19 protein-coding genes and 1 tRNA gene are annotated in these 19,248 nt (G+C 60.1%); 8 read left to right on the plus strand and 12 right to left on the minus strand.

What is annotated here, in order from left to right:
* Positions 1-19: 19 nt before the first annotated feature.
* On the minus strand, positions 20-1,450 hold the full coding sequence (gene gltX / locus MB02_RS13675) for a glutamate--tRNA ligase (RefSeq protein WP_067538652.1): 1,431 nt from the start codon (positions 1,448-1,450) through the stop codon (positions 20-22).
* 28 nt (positions 1,451-1,478) lie between these two features.
* Between gltX and MB02_RS13680 the strand changes: the two genes are divergently transcribed.
* A complete protein-coding gene (locus MB02_RS13680) occupies positions 1,479-3,656 on the plus strand; it encodes a ComEC/Rec2 family competence protein (RefSeq protein ID WP_067538655.1) in 2,178 nt (725 codons plus the stop codon).
* A 19-nt stretch (positions 3,657-3,675) separates the two neighbouring features.
* Here the strand turns inward: MB02_RS13680 and lexA are convergent, their stop codons facing one another.
* From lexA to MB02_RS13730, 10 genes are all read right to left on the minus strand, one after another.
* Complete coding sequence (gene lexA, locus MB02_RS13685; RefSeq protein WP_067538660.1) at positions 3,676-4,377, minus strand: transcriptional repressor LexA; 702 nt, start codon at positions 4,375-4,377, stop codon at positions 3,676-3,678.
* 118 nt (positions 4,378-4,495) lie between these two features.
* Positions 4,496-5,707 carry a molybdopterin molybdotransferase MoeA gene (locus MB02_RS13690; RefSeq protein WP_067538662.1) on the minus strand — a complete coding sequence of 404 codons (1,212 nt, stop codon included), beginning with the start codon at positions 5,705-5,707 and terminating at the stop codon, positions 4,496-4,498.
* Positions 5,704-6,180 carry a cyclic pyranopterin monophosphate synthase MoaC gene (gene moaC, locus MB02_RS13695; RefSeq protein ID WP_067538665.1) on the minus strand — a complete coding sequence of 159 codons (477 nt, stop codon included), beginning with the start codon at positions 6,178-6,180 and terminating at the stop codon, positions 5,704-5,706. Before moaC ends, MB02_RS13690 begins: the two co-directional genes overlap by 4 nt.
* Positions 6,181-6,402: 222 nt before the next feature.
* Entirely contained in the window at positions 6,403-6,774 is a 372-nt protein-coding gene (locus tag MB02_RS13700; RefSeq protein WP_067538668.1) for a tRNA-binding protein, read from the minus strand.
* A gap of 12 nt (positions 6,775-6,786) precedes the next feature.
* Positions 6,787-7,572, minus strand: coding sequence for an indole-3-glycerol phosphate synthase TrpC (gene trpC / locus MB02_RS13705; protein ID WP_067538669.1), 786 nt, complete (start codon positions 7,570-7,572; stop codon positions 6,787-6,789).
* Between the two features lie 90 nt (positions 7,573-7,662).
* Positions 7,663-8,655 (minus strand): anthranilate phosphoribosyltransferase, encoded by a 993-nt coding sequence (gene trpD / locus MB02_RS13710; RefSeq protein ID WP_067538671.1) that lies wholly within the window; start codon positions 8,653-8,655, stop codon positions 7,663-7,665.
* Positions 8,652-9,236: an anthranilate synthase component II gene (locus MB02_RS13715; protein ID WP_067538674.1), complete on the minus strand. Its 585-nt coding sequence runs from the start codon at positions 9,234-9,236 to the stop codon at positions 8,652-8,654. The genes trpD and MB02_RS13715 overlap by 4 nt, the downstream gene beginning before the upstream one ends.
* Positions 9,233-10,054: a phosphodiester glycosidase family protein gene (locus tag MB02_RS13720; RefSeq protein ID WP_235829525.1), complete on the minus strand. Its 822-nt coding sequence runs from the start codon at positions 10,052-10,054 to the stop codon at positions 9,233-9,235. The genes MB02_RS13715 and MB02_RS13720 overlap by 4 nt, the downstream gene beginning before the upstream one ends.
* Positions 10,051-11,568 carry an anthranilate synthase component I gene (gene trpE / locus MB02_RS13725; RefSeq protein WP_067538680.1) on the minus strand — a complete coding sequence of 506 codons (1,518 nt, stop codon included), beginning with the start codon at positions 11,566-11,568 and terminating at the stop codon, positions 10,051-10,053. The genes MB02_RS13720 and trpE overlap by 4 nt, the downstream gene beginning before the upstream one ends.
* A 10-nt stretch (positions 11,569-11,578) precedes the next feature.
* Entirely contained in the window at positions 11,579-13,513 is a 1,935-nt protein-coding gene (locus MB02_RS13730; protein ID WP_067538684.1) for a peptidylprolyl isomerase, read from the minus strand.
* Positions 13,514-13,767: 254 nt separating this feature from the next.
* On the opposite strand from MB02_RS13730, the gene tpiA reads away from it, so the two are divergent.
* The 3 genes from tpiA (at position 13,768) to MB02_RS13745 (ending at position 16,781) form a co-directional block, all read left to right on the plus strand.
* Positions 13,768-14,526 carry a triose-phosphate isomerase gene (gene tpiA / locus MB02_RS13735; protein WP_067538687.1) on the plus strand — a complete coding sequence of 253 codons (759 nt, stop codon included), beginning with the start codon at positions 13,768-13,770 and terminating at the stop codon, positions 14,524-14,526.
* 113 nt (positions 14,527-14,639) lie between these two features.
* Entirely contained in the window at positions 14,640-15,017 is a 378-nt protein-coding gene (gene secG / locus MB02_RS13740; RefSeq protein ID WP_067538690.1) for a preprotein translocase subunit SecG, read from the plus strand.
* Between the two features lie 132 nt (positions 15,018-15,149).
* Positions 15,150-16,781 carry a CTP synthase gene (locus MB02_RS13745; protein WP_067538693.1) on the plus strand — a complete coding sequence of 544 codons (1,632 nt, stop codon included), beginning with the start codon at positions 15,150-15,152 and terminating at the stop codon, positions 16,779-16,781.
* Between the two features lie 80 nt (positions 16,782-16,861).
* On the opposite strand, the gene MB02_RS13750 is transcribed toward MB02_RS13745, so the two are convergent.
* Complete coding sequence (locus MB02_RS13750; RefSeq protein ID WP_067538784.1) at positions 16,862-17,332, minus strand: Hsp20 family protein; 471 nt, start codon at positions 17,330-17,332, stop codon at positions 16,862-16,864.
* A gap of 170 nt (positions 17,333-17,502) precedes the next feature.
* Here MB02_RS13750 and grxC point away from each other — a divergent pair, with 170 nt between their 5' ends.
* The 4 genes from grxC (at position 17,503) to MB02_RS13770 (ending at position 19,227) form a co-directional block, all read left to right on the plus strand.
* Complete coding sequence (gene grxC / locus MB02_RS13755; RefSeq protein WP_082826199.1) at positions 17,503-17,766, plus strand: glutaredoxin 3; 264 nt, start codon at positions 17,503-17,505, stop codon at positions 17,764-17,766.
* A gap of 7 nt (positions 17,767-17,773) precedes the next feature.
* Positions 17,774-18,592 carry a carbon-nitrogen hydrolase family protein gene (locus MB02_RS13760; protein ID WP_268872975.1) on the plus strand — a complete coding sequence of 273 codons (819 nt, stop codon included), beginning with the start codon at positions 17,774-17,776 and terminating at the stop codon, positions 18,590-18,592.
* Positions 18,593-18,622: 30 nt separating this feature from the next.
* A complete protein-coding gene (locus tag MB02_RS13765) occupies positions 18,623-19,099 on the plus strand; it encodes a DUF1178 family protein (protein ID WP_067538696.1) in 477 nt (158 codons plus the stop codon).
* A gap of 51 nt (positions 19,100-19,150) precedes the next feature.
* Positions 19,151-19,227 (plus strand) — tRNA-Arg (locus tag MB02_RS13770).
* Positions 19,228-19,248: the final 21 nt, after the last annotated feature.

A 19,248-nucleotide genomic window follows, 5' to 3' on the forward strand; every position in this document is an offset into this window, starting at 1 on the left:
CTTCCTCCAATTCAGTATCTCACCCCGCGCTGCCGGAGGCGGCCTGCGCGTCGATTCGCGCTAGGCTTTCCTCTTTCCCAAGCAGCACCAGTACATCGAAAATGCCCGGTGAGGTTGTTTGCCCCGTGAGTGCTGCACGAAGCGGTTGCGCAAGTTTGCCAAGCCCAAGCCCTAGCTCTTCCGCCATTGCCTTGAGATTGGCTTCGAGCACTTCGCTTGTCCAGTCAATTCCATCCTGCAAACGTGCCGATACTTGTGCCAAGAGGGCACGGGCATCGCCATCGAGCAAAGCTGATGCTTTTTCCGTCAATTCGAGCGGACGTTTCTTGAACAGGAATGCCGCGCCGTCCGCCAGTTCATTGATATCCTTGGCCCTGGTTTTCAAGGCGGGCATGGCCTGTTCTAGCAAGCCTGTGTCTGCCTCGGCGCCTATACGCTCCGCCACGAGCTTGGCCAGATCGACATCTTCCGACTCGCGGATGTACAGACCGTTGAGATTTTGCAGCTTTTTAAGATCAAAGCGTGCAGGGCTCTTGCCAACTCCGCCAAGGTCGAAAAGTTCGATGGCCTCGTCGCGAGCAATCACTTCCTTGTCACCGTAACCCCAGCCAAGTCGGAGCAGGTAGTTGAACAGAGCTTCCGGCAATATGCCCATTTCATCTCGATAGGCTTCGACGCCTAACGCACCATGCCGCTTCGAGAGTTTGGCGCCGTCTGCGCCATGTATCAGCGGGATATGGGCATAAATCGGATCGTCCCAATCGCCTTCGATCTCGTTCATTGCGCGAATGACAGGCATCTGGCGAAATGCATTGTTGAGATGATCATCACCACGAATGATGTGAGTGACTCCCATGTCATGATCATCGACCACCACGGCCAGCATGTAAGTCGGAGTGCCGTCGGACCGTAGCAGGATATAGTCGTCGATTTCCGAGTTCTTGACTGTCACACGCCCCTGAACGGCATCCTCGATTACCGTTTCACCTTCCTCGGGAGTCTTGAGCCGCACCACAAATGGCGCACCAAGCGGGGCTTCGGATGCGTCGCGATGGCGCCAGCGGCCATCATAACGCAGGGGCTGCTTTGCCGCGCGCTGGGCCGCACGCATTTCCTCCAACTCTTCCGCTGTTGCGTAACAACGGTAGGCGTAGCCCGCCTCGAGCAATTTCTCTGCCACTTCGACGTGACGTGCGCCGCGTTCAGACTGAAAGACGGTGTCACCGTCCCAATCGAGACCCAACCAGTCGAGACCGGAAATAATGGCGTCTATCGCTTCCTGAGTGGAGCGGGCCCGGTCAGTATCTTCGATCCGGAGCAGCGCTTTGCCGCCATGGTGCCGGGCGAACAGCCAATTGAAGAGGGCGGTACGGGCACCACCAATATGAAGGAAGCCCGTAGGTGAGGGGGCAAAGCGAGTGACAACTGCCTTGTCGCTAGCGCTTGCCATATTTCCCCAATTCCTTTCTTTTCGCCCTATGGCCGGTGACGCCCCTTTTGTGCCGCTCTCCGGCGAAGAGACCGAGGACGATGCTGCGGTGCAGCGCCCTTGGCGAAAATACTTGCGATTGTCCAGCGTTGGCGATGCCATGGAACGTTTTCTCGGTACAGCAGGGCTTGATCGCGGGCCTTGGGTGGCCGTTGGTCTGGCAGCTGGAATCGCGCTCTGGTTTGGTCTTTCTGATGCCCTTGAGTGGGGGGCTGTCCTCGGGATCTGTGGAATTATTGTTGCGAGTGTCGTTTTCAGCCGATGGGGGAGAGACAATTTCGTCCATTTACGGAGCGCACTTGTCATTATGGCGATTATGATCGCGGCAGGTGTCGTGGTCGCTTGGGAGCGGTCAGTGGTTGTCGGTGTTGAACCGATAGCGCATCCGATGACTGCTACGGTTGAGGCACGAATACTTGAACGCGACGAACAGCCTGCCCTTCAACGTGTGCGCCTCGTACTTGCAACGCGAGAGCCTGGGAATGGCCGGGCGATCAAGATTCGGGTGAATTTGCCAGAGGCATACGATCAATCTGCCATCCGTGAAGGAGCAATAATCAGGGCCAAGGTTCGTTTGATGCCGCCTGCGCCGCCGATGTTACCAGGCGCCTACAACTTCGCGCGTACCGCCTGGTTCAATGGGTTCGCTGCCACAGGGAACGTCATTGGGGCAGTTCAGGTGCTTCAGGATGTCGGTAGCGGTGGCTGGCTGACAGGAATGCAGCGATCCCTGTCAGCGCATGTTCGCGGGCATATCGACGGTTCACCCGGCACTATTGCCGCGGCCCTTGCGAGTGGAGACAGAGGAGCGATTGCGGAGCGCGATGAGCAGGCGATGCGGGACTCCGGCTTGACCCATTTGCTGTCCATCAGCGGGTTGCATGTCAGTGCGGTGATCGGTGCGGCATATCTCCTTGCTATCAGACTACTGGCGGCATGGCCCTGGTTGGCATTGCGAGTGCGGCTGCCATTACTGGCGGCCGGTGTCGGGGCCATATGCGGGGTGGGCTATACATTGCTGACAGGTGCGGAAGTGCCCACGATCCGCAGCTGTGTGGGCGCAATCCTCGTGCTGCTGGCGCTTGCCCTGGGAAGGGATCCCTTGTCGCTCAGGATGGTGGCAGTGGCGGCAATTGTCGTTTTGCTGCTGTGGCCCGAGGCGCTCGTCGGTCCGAGTTTCCAGATGAGTTTTGCAGCGGTGATTGCCATTATCGCATTGCATAGTGCCGCGCCTGTGAGAGCGTTTTTGGCACCGAAAGAAGAGGGACGGGTGAAGTGGATCATGCGCCGCGCCGCCATGCTCCTGATCACTGGTCTGGTTATCGAGTTGGCGTTAATGCCGATCGGATTGTTTCATTTCCATCGGGCAGGTGTTTATGGGGCGCTGGCCAATGTGGCCGCTATCCCGCTGACGACATTCATTACCATGCCGCTGATCGCGGTTGCGCTGGTACTCGACCTTGTAGGATTGGGTGCCCCGATATGGTGGCTGGTAGGCAAGTCGTTGGAACTTCTGCTGGCTATCGCCCATTGGACGGCCAGCCAGCCCGGCGCGGTGACGCGCATGCCGTCAATGCCCCCTCTGGTATTCGTTCTGTTTGCGGGAGGCGGGTTGTGGCTGGCGCTATGGCGTGGACACGCCAGGCTTTTCGGCCTGATTCCAGTCGCAACGGCGACAGTCCTGGTACAGGTAGGGGACTTGCCGGACGTGCTGATATCAGGCGACGGACGTCATGTCGGCATTTTGGGCGAGGGGGATCGGCTGCTCGTCTTGCGGGATAGCCGTAGTAGTTATGCGCGAGACAATCTTCTCGAGCTTTCCGGCATGGACGGAGACCCGTTGCCGTTCGATCAATGGCCGGGGGCAAGTTGCAGCCGGGATTTCTGCTCTCTTACGCTCGTTCGCGATGGACATCCCCATCATATTCTCGCGGCGCGCAGCCATATGCGTGTGGAGGAACGCGCACTCGCGGCAGCTTGCGAACGTGCGGATATTGTGATTGCCGACCGTAGCCTGCCACATAGTTGCCACCCAAGATGGCTCAAGGCAGACCGACGTTCCCTGTCAAAGAGCGGGGGGTTGGCGATTTATCTCGCGGATCATCGGATCAGGACGGTCGCGGAAACACAAGGGGATCATGGCTGGTGGAAACCACGCACCGATTGAAGCGGTGCGTGTCTCCGTATCAGTGATACCGACGCAAGAGACCTGCCAGCTTGCCTTGAACGACAACTTCGTGAGGCTCGTAGATTTGCGGCTCATACAGTGCGTTGGCCGGATCCAATCGGATCTTGCCATTTTCGCGGCGAAGATATTTGAGCGTCGCTTCCTCATTACGGACGAGGGCCACGACGATTTCTCCGTCACGGGCGGTATCCGTGCGCTTAACCAGCGCAAAATCGCCGTCGAAAATGCCAGCCTCAACCATTGAATCACCTGACACTTCGAGCGCATAATGTTCGCCAGCACCGAGCAGGGCAGCGGGCACAGGTAAAGTCGAATGACTTTCCAGCGCTTCGATCGGAGCACCTGCCGCAATTCGCCCGTGTAAGGGAATTTCAATCACGTCGTTTGCAGGTGTCGGCGGCGGCGCAGAAGGCTTTGCTGCGAGTGTGGAAACGTCATTGGCGGCCGTGCCGGAGGCGGGCAGGCGAGCGGGAGAGGAATTCACATCTTCCGGCTGCTTGAGCACTTCCAGAGCACGAGCCCGATTTGGCAAACGGCGAATGAAGCCACGTTCCTCCAACGCGGAGATCAAACGATGGACACCCGACTTCGATTTGAGATCGAGCGCCTCCTTCATTTCCTCGAACGAGGGGGAAATGCCGGTCTCTTCAAGCCGGGACTGGATGAACCGGATCAGCTCATGCTGTTTTGCCGTGAGCATGTTCGTACGCTCCCTATCCTGCCACTGAGCACTGCATATCAGGTGGCTTTACAAATGTTCTCCAGGCAGTACGCCAAGTGAACGAATAAGGAACAATTAGGAAACCTTCGTCATCGAGTCAAGCGATGCCGCCATTATCTAGTAAGTAGAGCGAAACCTCTTCGCCTGCTGTCACAGCGGCGGAGCCGGCAGGCCGATCGATCAAAGCGTTGGCTGCGGAAAGGGCCCGCAGGGCGCTGCTGTCCTGTTCGGTCAACGGGGATACGCTGTGGCCATTCCAACGGGCCCGGATGAATTCCTGACGCTGGCCACCTGCGGCAAGCGCTGTCCCCGCCGATGCAAAGATCCTGACGGGAAGTGCGCGCGACGCACCGAGCAGCGTCCGGATGAGCGGCAGCATGAAGAGATATGCCGTGACATAACTGGAGACTGGGTTGCCGGGCAGGCCGAGTACGAGCTGACGGCAGCCGGCTGACTCCCGTTGTGCGACCATGATCGGTTTTCCCGGCTTCATAGCCACTTTCCAGAACGCCAATTCTGCGCCCCATGCTTCCAGAGCGGGGCGAACGAGATCGTGATCGCCCACCGATGCACCGCCACTGGTCACAATCAGATCAGCGCTATCTGCTGTGTCGAGCGCGGAAGCGAGTTTGGACAGATCGTCAGGGACGGGGCCGATGCGCGTGACATTGCAGGGCAGGGAAGCAAGCATCGCCTCCAGCATCGGGCCATTGCTGGCCGGAATCTGGTGAGGAGCGCATTGAGTCGGATCGGAGGCCAGTTCGTCTCCGCTGTCGATCACCACGATCGAAGGTTTCTTGTGGACTGGCAAGGTTGCGTGACCGGCGGCAACCGCAAGAGCGAGAACGGCCGGGGTAATCCGTTGGCCTGAGGGCAGCAGATCCTGTCCCGTGGCGAAGTCGAACCCCGCGCGACGAATATGGCGCCCCACTGCTGGAATGCTTCCGGCCAGAACCAGCCGGTTGCCGTCCCGCGTTGCGTCTTCCTGCAGGAGAACGGTTTGTGCGCCGACCGGCAGGATTGCACCGGTCGATATCCGGACAGCTTCTCCAGGCCCGACTTTATTCGGGAACGGATGCCCGGCGGCGCTTTCCCCAATAATATTCCAGGGTCCCGATACGTCGGTGCCGCCGAGTGCATAGCCGTCCATCGCGGACAAATCCGCCGGTGGTTGGGTGCGGCGGGCGAGAAGCGGCTCAGCCAGAAAGCGATCAAGCGCATCCGCAACCGGAACATGCGCAACCTCTAACGGCGCTGCTAATGCCAGTAGCCGGGCCTGCGCTTCATCGAGAGGGAGAGGTGAATTCACGCTGCTCCCGCTTTCCAGTCACCTGATTTTCCACCACTCTTGGAAAGGAGGCGGATTTCTTCGATCACCATGCCTTTGTCGAGCGCCTTGGCCATGTCGTAAATGGTGAGAAGGGCGACCGACACAGCTGTCATCGCTTCCATTTCCACCCCGGTCCGCCCGGTGAGAGAGGCCGTGGCAGTGGCGCGGACACCGTCATCCTCGAAAGCGAATTCGACAGTGACGGCATCAAGTGCCAGCGGATGGCACAGCGGGATAAGATCGCCGGTCTTCTTGGCGGCCATGATCCCGGCGATGCGGGCTGCGGCCAGTACGTCCCCTTTCGGTGCATCTCCGTCACGAATAGCCGCCAGCGCATCGTCGGACATGCGGATGCAGCCAGTGGCGACGGCCTGCCGCGCGGTCTGTGCCTTGCCGCCGACATCGACCATGCGCGCCTGCCCCTGGTCATCGAGATGCGTGAGTTTGTTCATGTTACCGGATGCTCAGCTGACAAAGTTGACACAAGTGACAGGGTTCACAGAGCGCTTATATCCATACCCTCTCAATGCTTCCCATTCGGGTGATTGAGGGCTGATTGCAAGGGGCGAGCTCATCCATCCTGCATGCCAGAAGCGAGGCATGTAGGACAGAGTGGCGCTTGCCGGAAGGCTCTCTGCCCTCCATCCGCCAATCGTGCTTCAGGAGTTCACGATCTAAAAGAGCCGCCCACCATTCGGGACGTCTTTTCCGGGTGATACGAGAACGACATGGCCGTGTTCGTCGGGAAAGCCGAGCGTCAACACTTCAGACATCATGGGGCCGATCTGACGTGGCGGAAAATTGACAACGGCGGCGACTTGAAGACCGGGAAGGTCTTCCAGTTTGTAATTCTCGGTAATCTGCGCGGACGAACGCTTGCGACCGATCACGGGACCGAAGTCTATCGTCAGAATGAAGGCGGGTTTGCGGGCCTTGGGAAAGTCCTCGGCGGAAATGACGGTCCCGACGCGAATGTCCACGGCGAGGAAATCCTCGAAACGGATTTCCGCAGAGGCTGGTGCAGCCGGGTCGTGGTTCAGGTGCATGGCGGCTCCACCTCAGCCAAGCAGCGCCCTTGTCGCGGCAGCGACGTCAGGCTGGCGCATCAGGCTTTCTCCCACAAGGAAACAGCGTACGCCGGACTGCTCCATTCGCAGCAGGTCGGCATGGGTGTTGATCCCGCTCTCGCTGACCAGCAGGCTGCCTGCCGGAGCGAGAGGTACGAGGCGCTCGGTCGTCGCAAGGTCGGTGACGAAGCGTTTGAGATCACGGTTGTTGACCCCGATGAGGCGGGATTGCAGGCACGCGGCGCGTTCCATTTCCTGTTCGTTGTGCACTTCGACAAGCACGTCCATACCACGTTCGATCGCGGCGCTTTCGATTTCACCCATCAGCCCGTCGTCCAGCGCGGCGACGATAATCAGAATCGCATCGGCCCCGATCGCACGCGCTTCGGCAACCTGCCATGGATCGACCATGAAATCCTTGCGCAGTACGGGCAGGGCGCAAGCCGCACGGGCATCCATCAGGTAATCCTCATGCCCCTGGAAGTAAGGCGCATCGGTGAGGACGGAAAGGCAAGCTGCGCCGCCCTGTTCATAGGCGAGGGCATGTTCGGCAGGTCGAAAGTCAGGGCGGATCAATCCCTTGGACGGGCTCGCCTTCTTGATTTCGGCAATCAGGCCAAAACCATTGGCGGACTTTGTTTCCAGCGCCTTGCGAAAACCGCGTGGGGGCGTTTGCTCGCTTGCCCGGGCGTCAAGGTCGGCAATGGTCGCGTCCGCCTTGCGCTGGGCGACCTCCTGGCGTTTGGTGTTGCAGATCTCGGTGAGCTTGTCGGTCATGATCCGGGCTTTAATAGGTGATGGCCTGCGTGGAAATCGTCATTGTCAGCCGCGATGTTCAGCGGACAGTCGGGCAGGAACTCTGTGATGTTAGTTGCAGGCGGCTATCCAGCAATTGAGCAGTGCATTGGCCAATCCCTTGTCGATGGCTTCAGCGGCTTCTTCAACGCCCTGGCGCCAGTCTTTCGCTTCGTCCGCGATGATCAGCGCACCTGCTGCGTTCAGTAGTACCGCGTCACGGTAAGGTCCGTGCTCACCCTCAAGCAGGCTGCGTAATGCAGCGGCGTTGTACGCCGGATCGCCCCCACGTATGGCGTCGATCGGCGCGCTGGGCAGGCCCGCATCACCCGGTTCAACCCGCCGCATTGCAATCTGCCCATCCTTCACTTCGGCGACTTCGCTGCCGCCGGCGAGGCTCAGTTCGTCCAGACCCTCGTCACCCGAAACCACCAGCGAATGGTCCGTGCCCAGCCGCATGATCGCTTCGGCATAGATCGGCACATATGCGGGGCGGGCGATGCCCACCAGTTGACGACGTACGTTGGCAGGGTTCGCCAGCGGTCCCATCAGGTTGAAAATCGTGCGGCGACCGATTGCTTTGCGGATCGGCATGATCCGTCCCATCGCCGGGTGATGCTTGGCCGCGAAAAGAAAGCAGATGCCCAGATCGGCCAGCGTTTCTTCTGCCGTTTCGGCAGCGCGGTCGAGATTGAGACCCAGCGCTTCCAGGGTGTCGGCCGCACCTGCCTTGGACGAGGCGGCCCGGTTTCCATGCTTGGCAACTGGCACGCCACATGCAGCGACGACCAGGCTGACCGCTGTGGAAACATTGAGAGTGTGGTGTCCGTCACCGCCGGTGCCGCAAACGTCGATGGCATTGGCGGGTGCCGCGACGGGGATCATCCGGGCGCGCATGGCGCGGGCTGCTCCGGCGATTTCACTGGCGGTTTCCCCCCTGTCCGACAGGGCCACGAGAAATGAGGCCACGTCATCGTCCGATGCTTTGCCATCCAGAATCGCGCCGAACGCGTTGACGGCCTCATCTTCCTCAAGCGGAAATTGCGGATCGGGTAACGGGTTCATGCTCGCTCGACCGCGTTAATGCCGCAAATCGCCATGAAATTGGCAAGCAGGTCGTGGCCGTGTTCGGTCGCGATGCTTTCCGGGTGGAACTGGACCCCGTGGATGGGCAGGTCGCGATGGCGGAAGCCCATCACATGCGTGTCGTCCGACGTCGCATTCACGGCGAGAACGTCCGGAATGTTTTCCACCACCAGCGAATGATAGCGGGTGGCGATGAATGGCGAAGGCAGGCCCGCGAATACGCCGGTGCTATCGTGCGTTACCGGGCTGGTTTTCCCGTGCATCAGCCCCCCACGCACCACTGTGCCGCCGAAATACTGCCCGATGGATTGGTGACCGAGGCACACACCCAGCAGGGGGCGCCTGGCATCGGCGCAGGCCCCAACGAGATCGAGGCTGATCCCGGCCTCGTTCGGCGTGCAAGGGCCGGGCGAGATGAGGAAGCCCTTGGCGCCTGTATCCAATGCCTGCGTAGCAGTCAGCGCGTCGTTGCGGACGACTTCAACCTTGGCCCCCAGTTCCATCAGGTAGTGGACGAGGTTCCAGGTGAAGCTGTCGTAATTGTCGATAACGAGGATCATGATTCCATCTCGGCCTTGTCGGCGCCTTTTCCCGATTGTTCTACCACGATCAAGGGCCCCAGCGGCGCACCGGTATCGAGGCGCCCTGTCGCCGGGTCCCACAGTGAGGAAACCTTGCCGTCGAGATAGAGTGCGTTGGGAACTTTCAATTCGTCGCGGAAATAGCGGGCCAGCTTGCCGAACGAGAGCGGGCCGTCGGAAATAACGAAGTAAGCCCGTCCATCGGAGCCCACACCCACGCCGTTGCGGATATTGGTCGAAACCCCGTCGGCCGAAATGTCGGGATGAAGTTTCCCGTTGATCACCAGCATCGGACCGGACTGCGTGCCGAAGGCGGGGCGTTCCGTCACATTGCGGTAGAAATCGTTGCTGGTGCGAATTTCCCACTTGCCGCCGGTGCCATAGAATACCCCGTTGGGCAGCATATGGAAATTACCCGGCCCATCGGTGCGGCTGAGCGAATGGAGACGCTCTCCATCCTCGACATAATATCCGATGGGTTCGCCTTGTTCGTCGAACATGCCGCCGTTGACGGCAAAGGCCACCGGTGTCGCATCGGCAGGGCGCTTGGCGGCATAGACCGCGAGGCTCCGATAGGGAGGGGCGTCCTTGTCCGGGCGAAGGGCCATGCGAATGCTGTTGTCCGCGGGATTGGCAGTACACACTGTCAGTGGAATGCCCTCGAACCGATCGGCATGGCAGGCGGACACCTGCTTCTTTTCAGGTTTCGCTACGTCGTTCTTGTTGCCGGGTGGGGAAGGCTGCTGCGAACAAGCCGCCATCGCCAGTAAAGCAAGAAGGGCATTTGCAGCTCTCACTGGCCAAAACCCGGTTCTTCCGCAATCCGGGCGGCTTCGCGTGCGGCAGCGGCAAGTGCGCCCGCCTTGTGTTGGCATTCGCGCTGTTCGTAAGCGGGATCGGAATCGGCAACTATGCCTGCCCCTGCCTGAACATGCATGGTGCCGTCCTTCACCACGGCGGTACGCAAGACGATGCAACTGTCGACGGAACCATCGGGCGCGAAATAACCGACCCCGCCGGCATAAGCTCCGCGTGTCTCCGGTTCCAGCTCGGCAATGATCTCGCACGCCCGGATCTTTGGCGCTCCGGACACCGTGCCTGCCGGGAATCCGGCAAACAGGGCGTCCAGCGCGTCGTGCTTTGGATCGAGCTGCCCAACCACGTTGCTGACGATGTGCATCACGTGGCTGTAGCGTTCGATAGTGAAACTATCGGTCACCCTTACCGAGCTGCGGGCAGCCACGCGCCCTACATCATTGCGCCCGAGATCGAGCAGCATGAGATGTTCGGCCCGTTCCTTGGGATCGGCCAGCAAGCTGGCTTCGTTCGCGCGATCTTCTTCGGCTGTGCCACCGCGCGGCCGCGTGCCTGCGATCGGGCGTATCGTAACCTCCCCATCGCGCACCCGGACGAGGATTTCCGGGCTCGATCCGACTACGGCGAAGCCAGGAAGATCGAGGAAATAGAGGAAGGGAGAGGGGTTCACTCTCCGCAAGGCACGATACAGCTCGCTTGGAGGAAGGGGGAACGGGCAAGTGAAGCGTTGTGCCAACACCACCTGAAAGATATCGCCGGCTTCGATATATTCCTTCGCCTTCAATACCATCTCGCGATATTTGCCCTGCGGCAATACAGGCGTGAGAGCCATTTCCGGAAGGTCGGTCGCTCTCGCTCGTGCGGGAATGCTCTGGCCCAGCTTGCTGAGCGCGACGTCAATCCGTTCGCCGGCATCGGCGATTGCGGCGTCCGCGTTCCCGCCATCGGCCCACAACGGAGCGATGCAGAACAGTTCGCTGCTCAGGCCGTCGAAGATCAGGATCAACGTCGGCCTGACGAACAGCATGTCGGGCAGGTCGAGCGGGCTCTGCGGTGCGCGCGGCAGCTTTTCGACCAGCCCGATCGTCTCATACCCGAAATATCCGACGAGACAGGCAAGCGCGGGGGGCAGTTCGGTCGGGACGTCGTCGATGCGGCACGCTGCCGCAAGCTCGCGCAATCCGGTCAGGCTGTCATCTGGCAGAGCCGTGAAGGCATTGCGATCGGTCTTCCACGCGCGGTTGACCTCGCATTCCGCCCCGGTGGCACGGAACACCAGATCGGGGTCGAGCCCCAGCAAGCTGTACCGTCCGCGCGTTTCCCCGCCTTCAACCGATTCAAGCAGGAAATCGCCGCGTCCCGGCTCGATCAGCTTGAGTGCGGCCCCGACGGGTGTTTCCGTATCCGCGACGAGCTTGCGCCAAACCAGTGCAGGCTTCCCGGCAGACAGGGAAGCACGGGCAGCGGCGGCATTTTCCGGCAAGGCGCTTGTCATAGCCTCAGCCTCAGTTCCCGCCGCCAAGCTGCGTGCGCACTGCCCTGATGGCGGCATCGTTGCGCGTCACGCCGATCTCGGCGCGGGCGGCGCTGCGGAACTGCTGCTCATACTCGCGCTCGGTCACTGAGCCGAGTTCGCGGCTCACATTGGCAAGCATCGGATCGTCCTTCGTCACCTTGCCGGGCTCGATATTGTCCAGCTGAACGATGAACCAGCCCATCTGCCGGGGTGCTTCGAGCCTTTTCACGGTGCCCTCCGCCATGCTGAACAGCAGGGCGAGGGGGGCTGGGACGCGCTCGCCCATCTGTGTCAGTTGCTCCCGGTTCAAGCTGATCCGGTCAGGCGTCGGGAACGATTTCTTTTCCGCAGCCATCGCCTTGGCAGCAGACGTGCCCTTGCGCATGGCCGCCAGAACGCGGTCTGCCGCTTCCTTGGCTTTGGCCAGACCCTGATCGCGTTTCCAGGCAGCGTTGAGAGTGTCCTTGATCTCATCCAACGGTGCCGCGGCCGAGGGCGTGATGTCCTTCACATCGAAAATGATAAAGGTCTTGCCGGGGTCGATTTCAGCCAGTTGCGGTTCGGCCTCTTCCATCGCAAATGCAGTGGATATTGCCTTCGTCAGCACTTCGGGCGCCTTTTCTCCACGCGTGCCATAGATCGCACCGTCAGCGGTCAGCGGCCTGGTTTCGTTCACCTTGGCTTTCACTTCCGTGGCGGCATCGGCGAGGCTGCTGCCACCGTCGAATTCGTCCTGCAAACGCGAAGCGAGGTCCATCACGGCAGTTCGGCGTTGTTCCGCGGCCAAGTCGGAGGCGATCTGGCCACGCACCTGATCGAGCGTCTTGGCGGGAGTGCCATCCACGGCATCGACCCGGATCAGGTGCCACCCCAGGCTGCTGCGAACGGGGCCGGATATGGCACCCTTGGCGCCGCCGAACGCGGCGTCGGCCACGTCTTTGGAAAACTGCGTCGACAATGCCTGCCTGGCGATCGGGCCCACTGACGTGGTGGCCAGGCCTTTGCCTTTGGCGGCAGCGGCGAGAGAGGTGCCCTTGGCCGTTTCCGCGAGAATGGCCTTGGCTGTGGCCTCTGTGGGTACGATCAACTGTGTCAGGCTCCGCTTTTCGCTTGCGGCGTATTGCGCGGCGTCCCGTTTGAAACGGGCGGCGATTTCTGCCTCCGTGGGTGCGCGCAAATCACCAAGAGCGTCGGCGCCGAACACGGCGTAGCGAATAACGCGGCGTTCCGGACGAATGTAATCGCTCTTGTGGGCGTCGTAATATGTCTTGAGTTGCGCATCGGTCGGATTGGCCGACGGAGCATAGGTTTCGCTCGGTATAACGGCGATCGTGCCTTTGCGGGTTTCTTTCAGCAGCGCAGTGTAACGCTCTACCAGGTCGCCAGGCATGACTGCGCCAAACGCTACCGGGGTGAGAACCTGTTGAGCCAGCAATCCTTGTCCGATGTCGCTGCGCACGAGTTTGTCGTTAAGGCCCTGTTGCGCGAGTACCTGGCGGTACAGATCGTTGTCGAAATTCCCGTCCGCACCCCGGAACGCCGGAACATTCGCGATTTCGCTGTCGATCAGACGGTCCCCCGCGCGCAATCCCAGCTGTTTGCCATATTCGGCAATGGCATAGCGATCGATCAAATCGTCGAGAACCTGGTCCAGCCCGTTCTGTTCCAGAAAAATCTGCATGGTCATGGTCGGCTGGTTCTGCCTTACCTGCTCGACCGAGCGGCTTGCCGCGCGACTGAGTTCCGAAGTCGTTATCTTGACTTTGCCCACTGTCGCCGCCCGGTCGCCACCGGCAACGCCGCCGAACATGCCGCTGTTGGAAACGTCGATGCCGGCAAAGGCCAGGGCGATCAGGCCCAGAAAGACGAGCGCGGCTGCAACGCCGATCTTCGAATCAAGTAATTTGCGGATCAACTGGATCATTCGGAGGGGCCGTTTCGCTATATTTGGGGTTTGCTACCCCGGGATTTGACGGCAAGCGCCGGGTTGGTTGCGCAGCGCTTTATCCCCGGCGCACGATACCCGCAACCGTTGGGACAATTCAGGGGCGATATACACTCCCGGCAAATGGCTTGCGTGTGGACAAGCGTTTTGACAAGCGGGGCGATGAGGGCTAGCGGGCCCGTCCCGGACGCGCCGGAAGGTCGCGGTCGGTTGTCGCAATATCTGGTGATTGAATGTCGCTACGCCCTTACATCGTTGGCAACTGGAAGATGCACGGAACTCGTGCGATGCTGGCAGAAGCACGCGCGATTGACCGGGCTGGTCAACGCCACCCCAAGGTTGAGGTCGCACTGGCCCCGCCGTTCACGCTGATCCATGCGACTCGCAAGGAGGCGGAGCAGATCGGTGTCGGTGCACAGGATTGCCATCCTGCCGATGGCGGCGCTCACACGGGTGATGTTTCTGCCGCGATGCTTGCAGATGCCGGAGCGGGTTTCGTCATTGTTGGTCACAGCGAACGACGCAACGACCATGGCGAAACGAACGAACTGGTCCGGAGCAAGGCTGAATCCGCGCGAAAAGTCGGCCTGGGTGTGATCCTTTGCGTCGGGGAAAGCGAAGCGGAACGAGATGCTGGCCGTGCGGAAGAAGTCGTCTGTGCGCAGCTTGAAGCGTCGTTGCCGATGAATCAGGGGGCGGTGGAAAAACTGTCCATAGCTTACGAACCTGTATGGGCGATCGGCACCGGGCGAGTGCCGTCTCTCGAAGATATCGAGGCGATGCATCGTGCAATCCGGGAGCGCCTTGTCGCCACTTATGGCGAGGAAGGCGCGGAAGTTCGCATCCTGTATGGCGGCTCGGTAAAGCCTGACAATGCGGCTGAAATTCTGAACGTGCCGGAAGTGGATGGGGCGTTGGTCGGCGGGGCGAGCCTCACGGCCGAGAGTTTCTATGGCATCATTCTGGCGGCGTCCGGAGAGAACGCCGACTGACCCATGCCGGGCGCGGGTAGTCCCGAGCCTCTTGCCACCGGGGTCGAGCGCGCCTAGATGCGCTGCCCAACACCGCGCATATTGCGCATACCGAGTTTTCCGGGGTTTTGCCGATGTCCCTTTTTCTGTTCATCACGGTCGTTCAGGCGATCGTTGCCGCCGCCTTGGTGGGCGTGATTCTCATGCAGCGCTCCGAAGGGGGCGGGCTGGGTGTTGGCGGCAGTCCTTCGGGATTGATGAGCGCACGGGGGGCAGCCGATTTTCTGACTCGTTCGACGGCGGTTCTTGCAACCTTGTTCGTGGGGCTCAGCATTCTTCTGGCGGCTTTGGCTGTCGGTGCCAGTTCAGGTCGTGAAATCGACACGACTCTGGATCGTTCCACCGGACCAGCGGCGGGAAGTGATCCGTTGGGCGGAGGCGCTCCTGCGGCAGAGACACCGGCGGACGCACCGGCACCGGCAAACGATCCGCTTTCCGGCGCGGCGCAGTAAGCGTTGCGCCTGCCGCCACCGGCGGCATTTCGCATTATTATTGGTGATTCAGGCCAGACTCGCTTCTGGCCTGTGGAATTCGCCGTTTCGTGCTTGCCACGAATCACGGCTTGCGACTAAGGCTCGGCTCCCATGGCGCGGTACATTTTTATCACCGGCGGCGTGGTTTCCTCGCTCGGAAAAGGTCTCATGGCGGCGAGCCTCGCGGCTTTGCTCCAGGCTCGCGGTTTCCGCGTCCGGATCAGGAAATTCGACCCCTATCTGAACGTCGATCCGGGCACGATGAGCCCCTATCAGCATGGCGAAGTTTACGTGACCGATGACGGTGCGGAAACGGATCTCGATCTCGGCCATTATGAACGCTTCACAGGCGTTTCGGCGCGTCAGTCGGATAACATCACGTCAGGCCGCATCTATCGCGATATCATCGCCAAGGAACGGCGGGGCGATTACCTGGGCGCAACCGTGCAGGTCATTCCGCATGTGACGGACGCCATCAAATATTTCGCTCAGGATGAAACGGACGATCTCGACTTCGTTCTGTGCGAGATCGGCGGCACCGTCGGGGATATCGAAGGGTTGCCGTTTATCGAGGCTCTGCGACAGTTGCGCAATGAACTGGGCCGCGAAAATTCCTGCTTCGTCCATGTGACATTGGTGCCGTACATTGCCGCAGCCGGTGAGTTGAAGACCAAGCCGACCCAGCATTCCGTGCGCGAGTTGACAGGGCTTGGTATCCAGCCGGATATCCTGCTTTGCCGTTGCGAAAAGCCACTGCCCGATGGAGAGCGCGCGAAGATCGCCTTGTTCTGCAACGTCCGCACCGAAGCGGTCATTCCGGCGCTCGATGCGTCCAGCATCTATGCAGTGCCCCTGCAATATCATGCCGAAGGGCTCGATGCCGAGGTCTTGCGGCATTTCGGAATTACCAGCCCGCAACCCGATCTCGCCCGCTGGGACGATATTGCCGATCGCTACCAGAACCCTGAAGGGGAAGTGACGATTGGTGTCGTCGGGAAGTATGTCGGCCTTCAGGACGCATACAAATCCTTGAACGAGGCGTTGGTCCATGGCGGCATGGCCAATCGGGTGAAAGTGAACATCCGCTGGATCGATGCCGAGATTTTCGAGCAGGACGATTCCGAGATCGCGGCGCAGCTCGAACCGATGCATGGTATTCTTGTCCCCGGCGGTTTTGGCGAGCGCGGTTCCGAAGGCAAGATCGCAGCCGTCCGCTTCGCGCGTGAACGCAAGGTACCGTTCTTTGGCATATGCCTGGGCATGCAGATGGCCTGCGTCGAAGGCGCGCGCCATACGGCGGGAATTGCCGGGGCGTCCTCGACGGAATTTGGTGAAACGAAAGAGCCGGTCGTCGGGATCATAACCGAATGGATGAGCGACGAAGGGTTGCAGCAACGTGGCGCTGACAGCGATCTGGGCGGAACCATGAGGCTCGGTGCTTACGATGCCAAGTTGGCGGGCAACAGCCATGTGGCGGCAATCTATGGCTCGACGGATATCTCCGAACGCCATCGTCATCGCTACGAAGTCAATGTGGCGTATCGTGAACCGTTGGAGAAGGGCGGACTGGTCTTTTCCGGGATGTCGCCGGACGGGCTATTGCCCGAGATCGTCGAACGGCCCGATCACCCGTGGTTCGTCGGTGTGCAGTTTCATCCCGAATTGAAGAGCAAACCATTCGATCCACACCCGCTTTTCGCAGGTTTTGTGGCAGCAGCGGTGCATCAGTCACGCCTGTTCTGAAGGCTTTGTCGGTTATTTTGGATATGGAAAGGGCGGCCTGACGGGGCCGCCCTTTTTGTTTGATCGAAGGAAAAGCCAGTTCAGGCGGCGTCGGCCTGACCGTCCTCATTCTTGACGACTTCCAGCGGTTGCGGTCCACCGACAAGGATTTTCTTGGGCTTCATCGCCTCGGGAATTTCCCGCACGAGATCGATCGCAAGTAACCCGTCTGCAAGGTCTGCTGTCGCCACGCGCACGAAATCGGCCAGTTCGAAACGGCGTTCGAAACCGCGATTGGCAATGCCGACATGGAGGAAGTCACCCTTGTTGGTTTCTTCCTGCTTCTGACCTTTGACGACCAGAAGGTTCTGCTGGGCAGTGATGTCGAGATCTTCAGGCTTGAATCCCGCAACGGCGAGAGTGATGCGATAGGCATCGTCACCCCGGCGTTCGATATTGAAAGGGGGGTAGTTGTCGCCGCTGTTCTGGCGCACCTGGTTTTCGAGCAAGTCGAACAACCTGTCGAAACCGACAGTGCTGCGGCGATAGGGGGTAAAGTCGAAACGGTTCATCGCACAAATCCTCTTTTGAGCAATTTGAAGTTGCAGGGCCCGGAAACCCGGCTCCCCGATCAGTGCGTCATACCCATCCGGCGCATGACACATGGTGATAGATATGTTAGCCGGATATGATTTCAAGACCTGAGGAAAACGGCCAGTTTCCTGTACGGAAAGGACTTTTGATGAGTATCCCGCGCATCGAGATCTATACCAAGTTCGGTTGCGGCTATTGCTATCGCGCCAAGCAGTTGTTCGAGGCGAAGGGCGTTGCCTACGAGGAATACGATGTCACGATGGGCGGCCCCAAGAAGGCCGAGATGCTGGAACGTTTTCCCGAAGCGCGGACAGTTCCGCAAATTTTCATCGACGATATGCATGTCGGCGGGTGCGACGACCTGATGGATCTCGACCGGACGGGTAAGCTGGATATGCTGCTGGGCCGTTGATCGACACGTGAACACTCGGATCGCCTTGTTCCAGATGACGACGGGGATTGATCCTCTCGTCAATGCCGCCGCCATTGCCGATGCAGCACGAGAGGCGAGATTGGGCGGGGCGGACATGCTGTTCACGCCGGAAATGTGCGGGCTGCTTGATCGCAATCGCGAACGGGCGGCGGCCCATATCGTGCCGGAGGCGGAAAATCCCGTACTGGCGATGGCGAGCGACATGGCCAGAAGCGAACGGTTGTGGATTGCGCTCGGATCACTGGCTGTTGCCCGGGAGGATGGGCGTTGGGCCAATCGTTCCTTGTTGATCGCCCCGGATGGCTCTGTCGCTGCCCGGTACGACAAGATTCACATGTTTGATGTCCAACTCGCCAATGGCGAAAGCTGGCGTGAATCCGCCGCCTATGCACCGGGCGAAGACGTGGTGACGGCTGAGACTCCGTTGGGCCGTCTTGGGCTCACAGTGTGTTATGATCTGCGTTTCCCGGCGCTGTTCGAAGCCTTGGGCGACCGCATGTGCGATGCCATTGCCGTACCGGCCGCATTCACAGTGCCGACTGGTATGGCGCACTGGCATCTCTTGTTGCGCGCGCGCGCGATTGAAGAGAGCGCATGGGTTATCGCCACAGCACAGGTGGGGCGGCATGAAGATGGCCGCGAAACGTTCGGCCACAGTCTGGTGATCGACCCTTGGGGTGATGTCCTGCTCGATATGGGTGGACATGGTCCTGGCCTGGGCTTCGCGGACATCTCAAGGGAGCGGACAGAAGATGTCCGTAAACAGCTACCTTCCCTTGCCAACCGGCGAAAAATCCCCAACTGAATCCGTAGAGTGTGTTGGTAGATTGAGCCCATGATCGTTTTTGACCTGCAATGTCCTGCGGACCATCGTTTTGAGGGATGGTTTGCATCTTCCGAAGATTTCACCTCTCAGAAGGAACGAGGTCTGCTGTCGTGCCCGCAATGCGGTGCAAGCGAAGTGATCAAGGCGCCGATGGCTCCTGCGGTTCCCCGCAAAGGCAGCCAGAAGGCCGCTGCACCCGCGTCGCAGCAACAGACGGGCAAAGAAACCGTTGCGGGTGGCGATATGCCGCCTGAAATGATCGAGGCGTTCAAGAAAATGGCGGTTATCCAAGCCGAAGCGCTGAAAACTTCGGAGTGGGTGGGCGACAAGTTCGCGGAAGAGTCGCGTGCAATGCATTACGGCGAACGGGACGCGAAGGTGATCCATGGCCAGACCACGCCTGAACAGGCGCAGGAGTTGCATGAAGAGGGTATACCAATCGCTCCGCTGTTGTTCCCGGTGACTCCGCCGGAGGAAATCAACTGATCCGAGCCGGATTGCCAGCCGCGTCGCAACTGCTTAAACGCGGCATCGGATGCGCCCGTAGCTCAGCAGGATAGAGCACAAGATTCCTAATCTTGGGGCCACAGGTTCGAATCCTGTCGGGCGCACCATTTCCTTTTCGGGGCCAGAAA

The organism is Croceicoccus estronivorus (genome assembly GCF_001625325.1).
GTDB lineage: Bacteria > Pseudomonadota > Alphaproteobacteria > Sphingomonadales > Sphingomonadaceae > Caenibius > Caenibius estronivorus.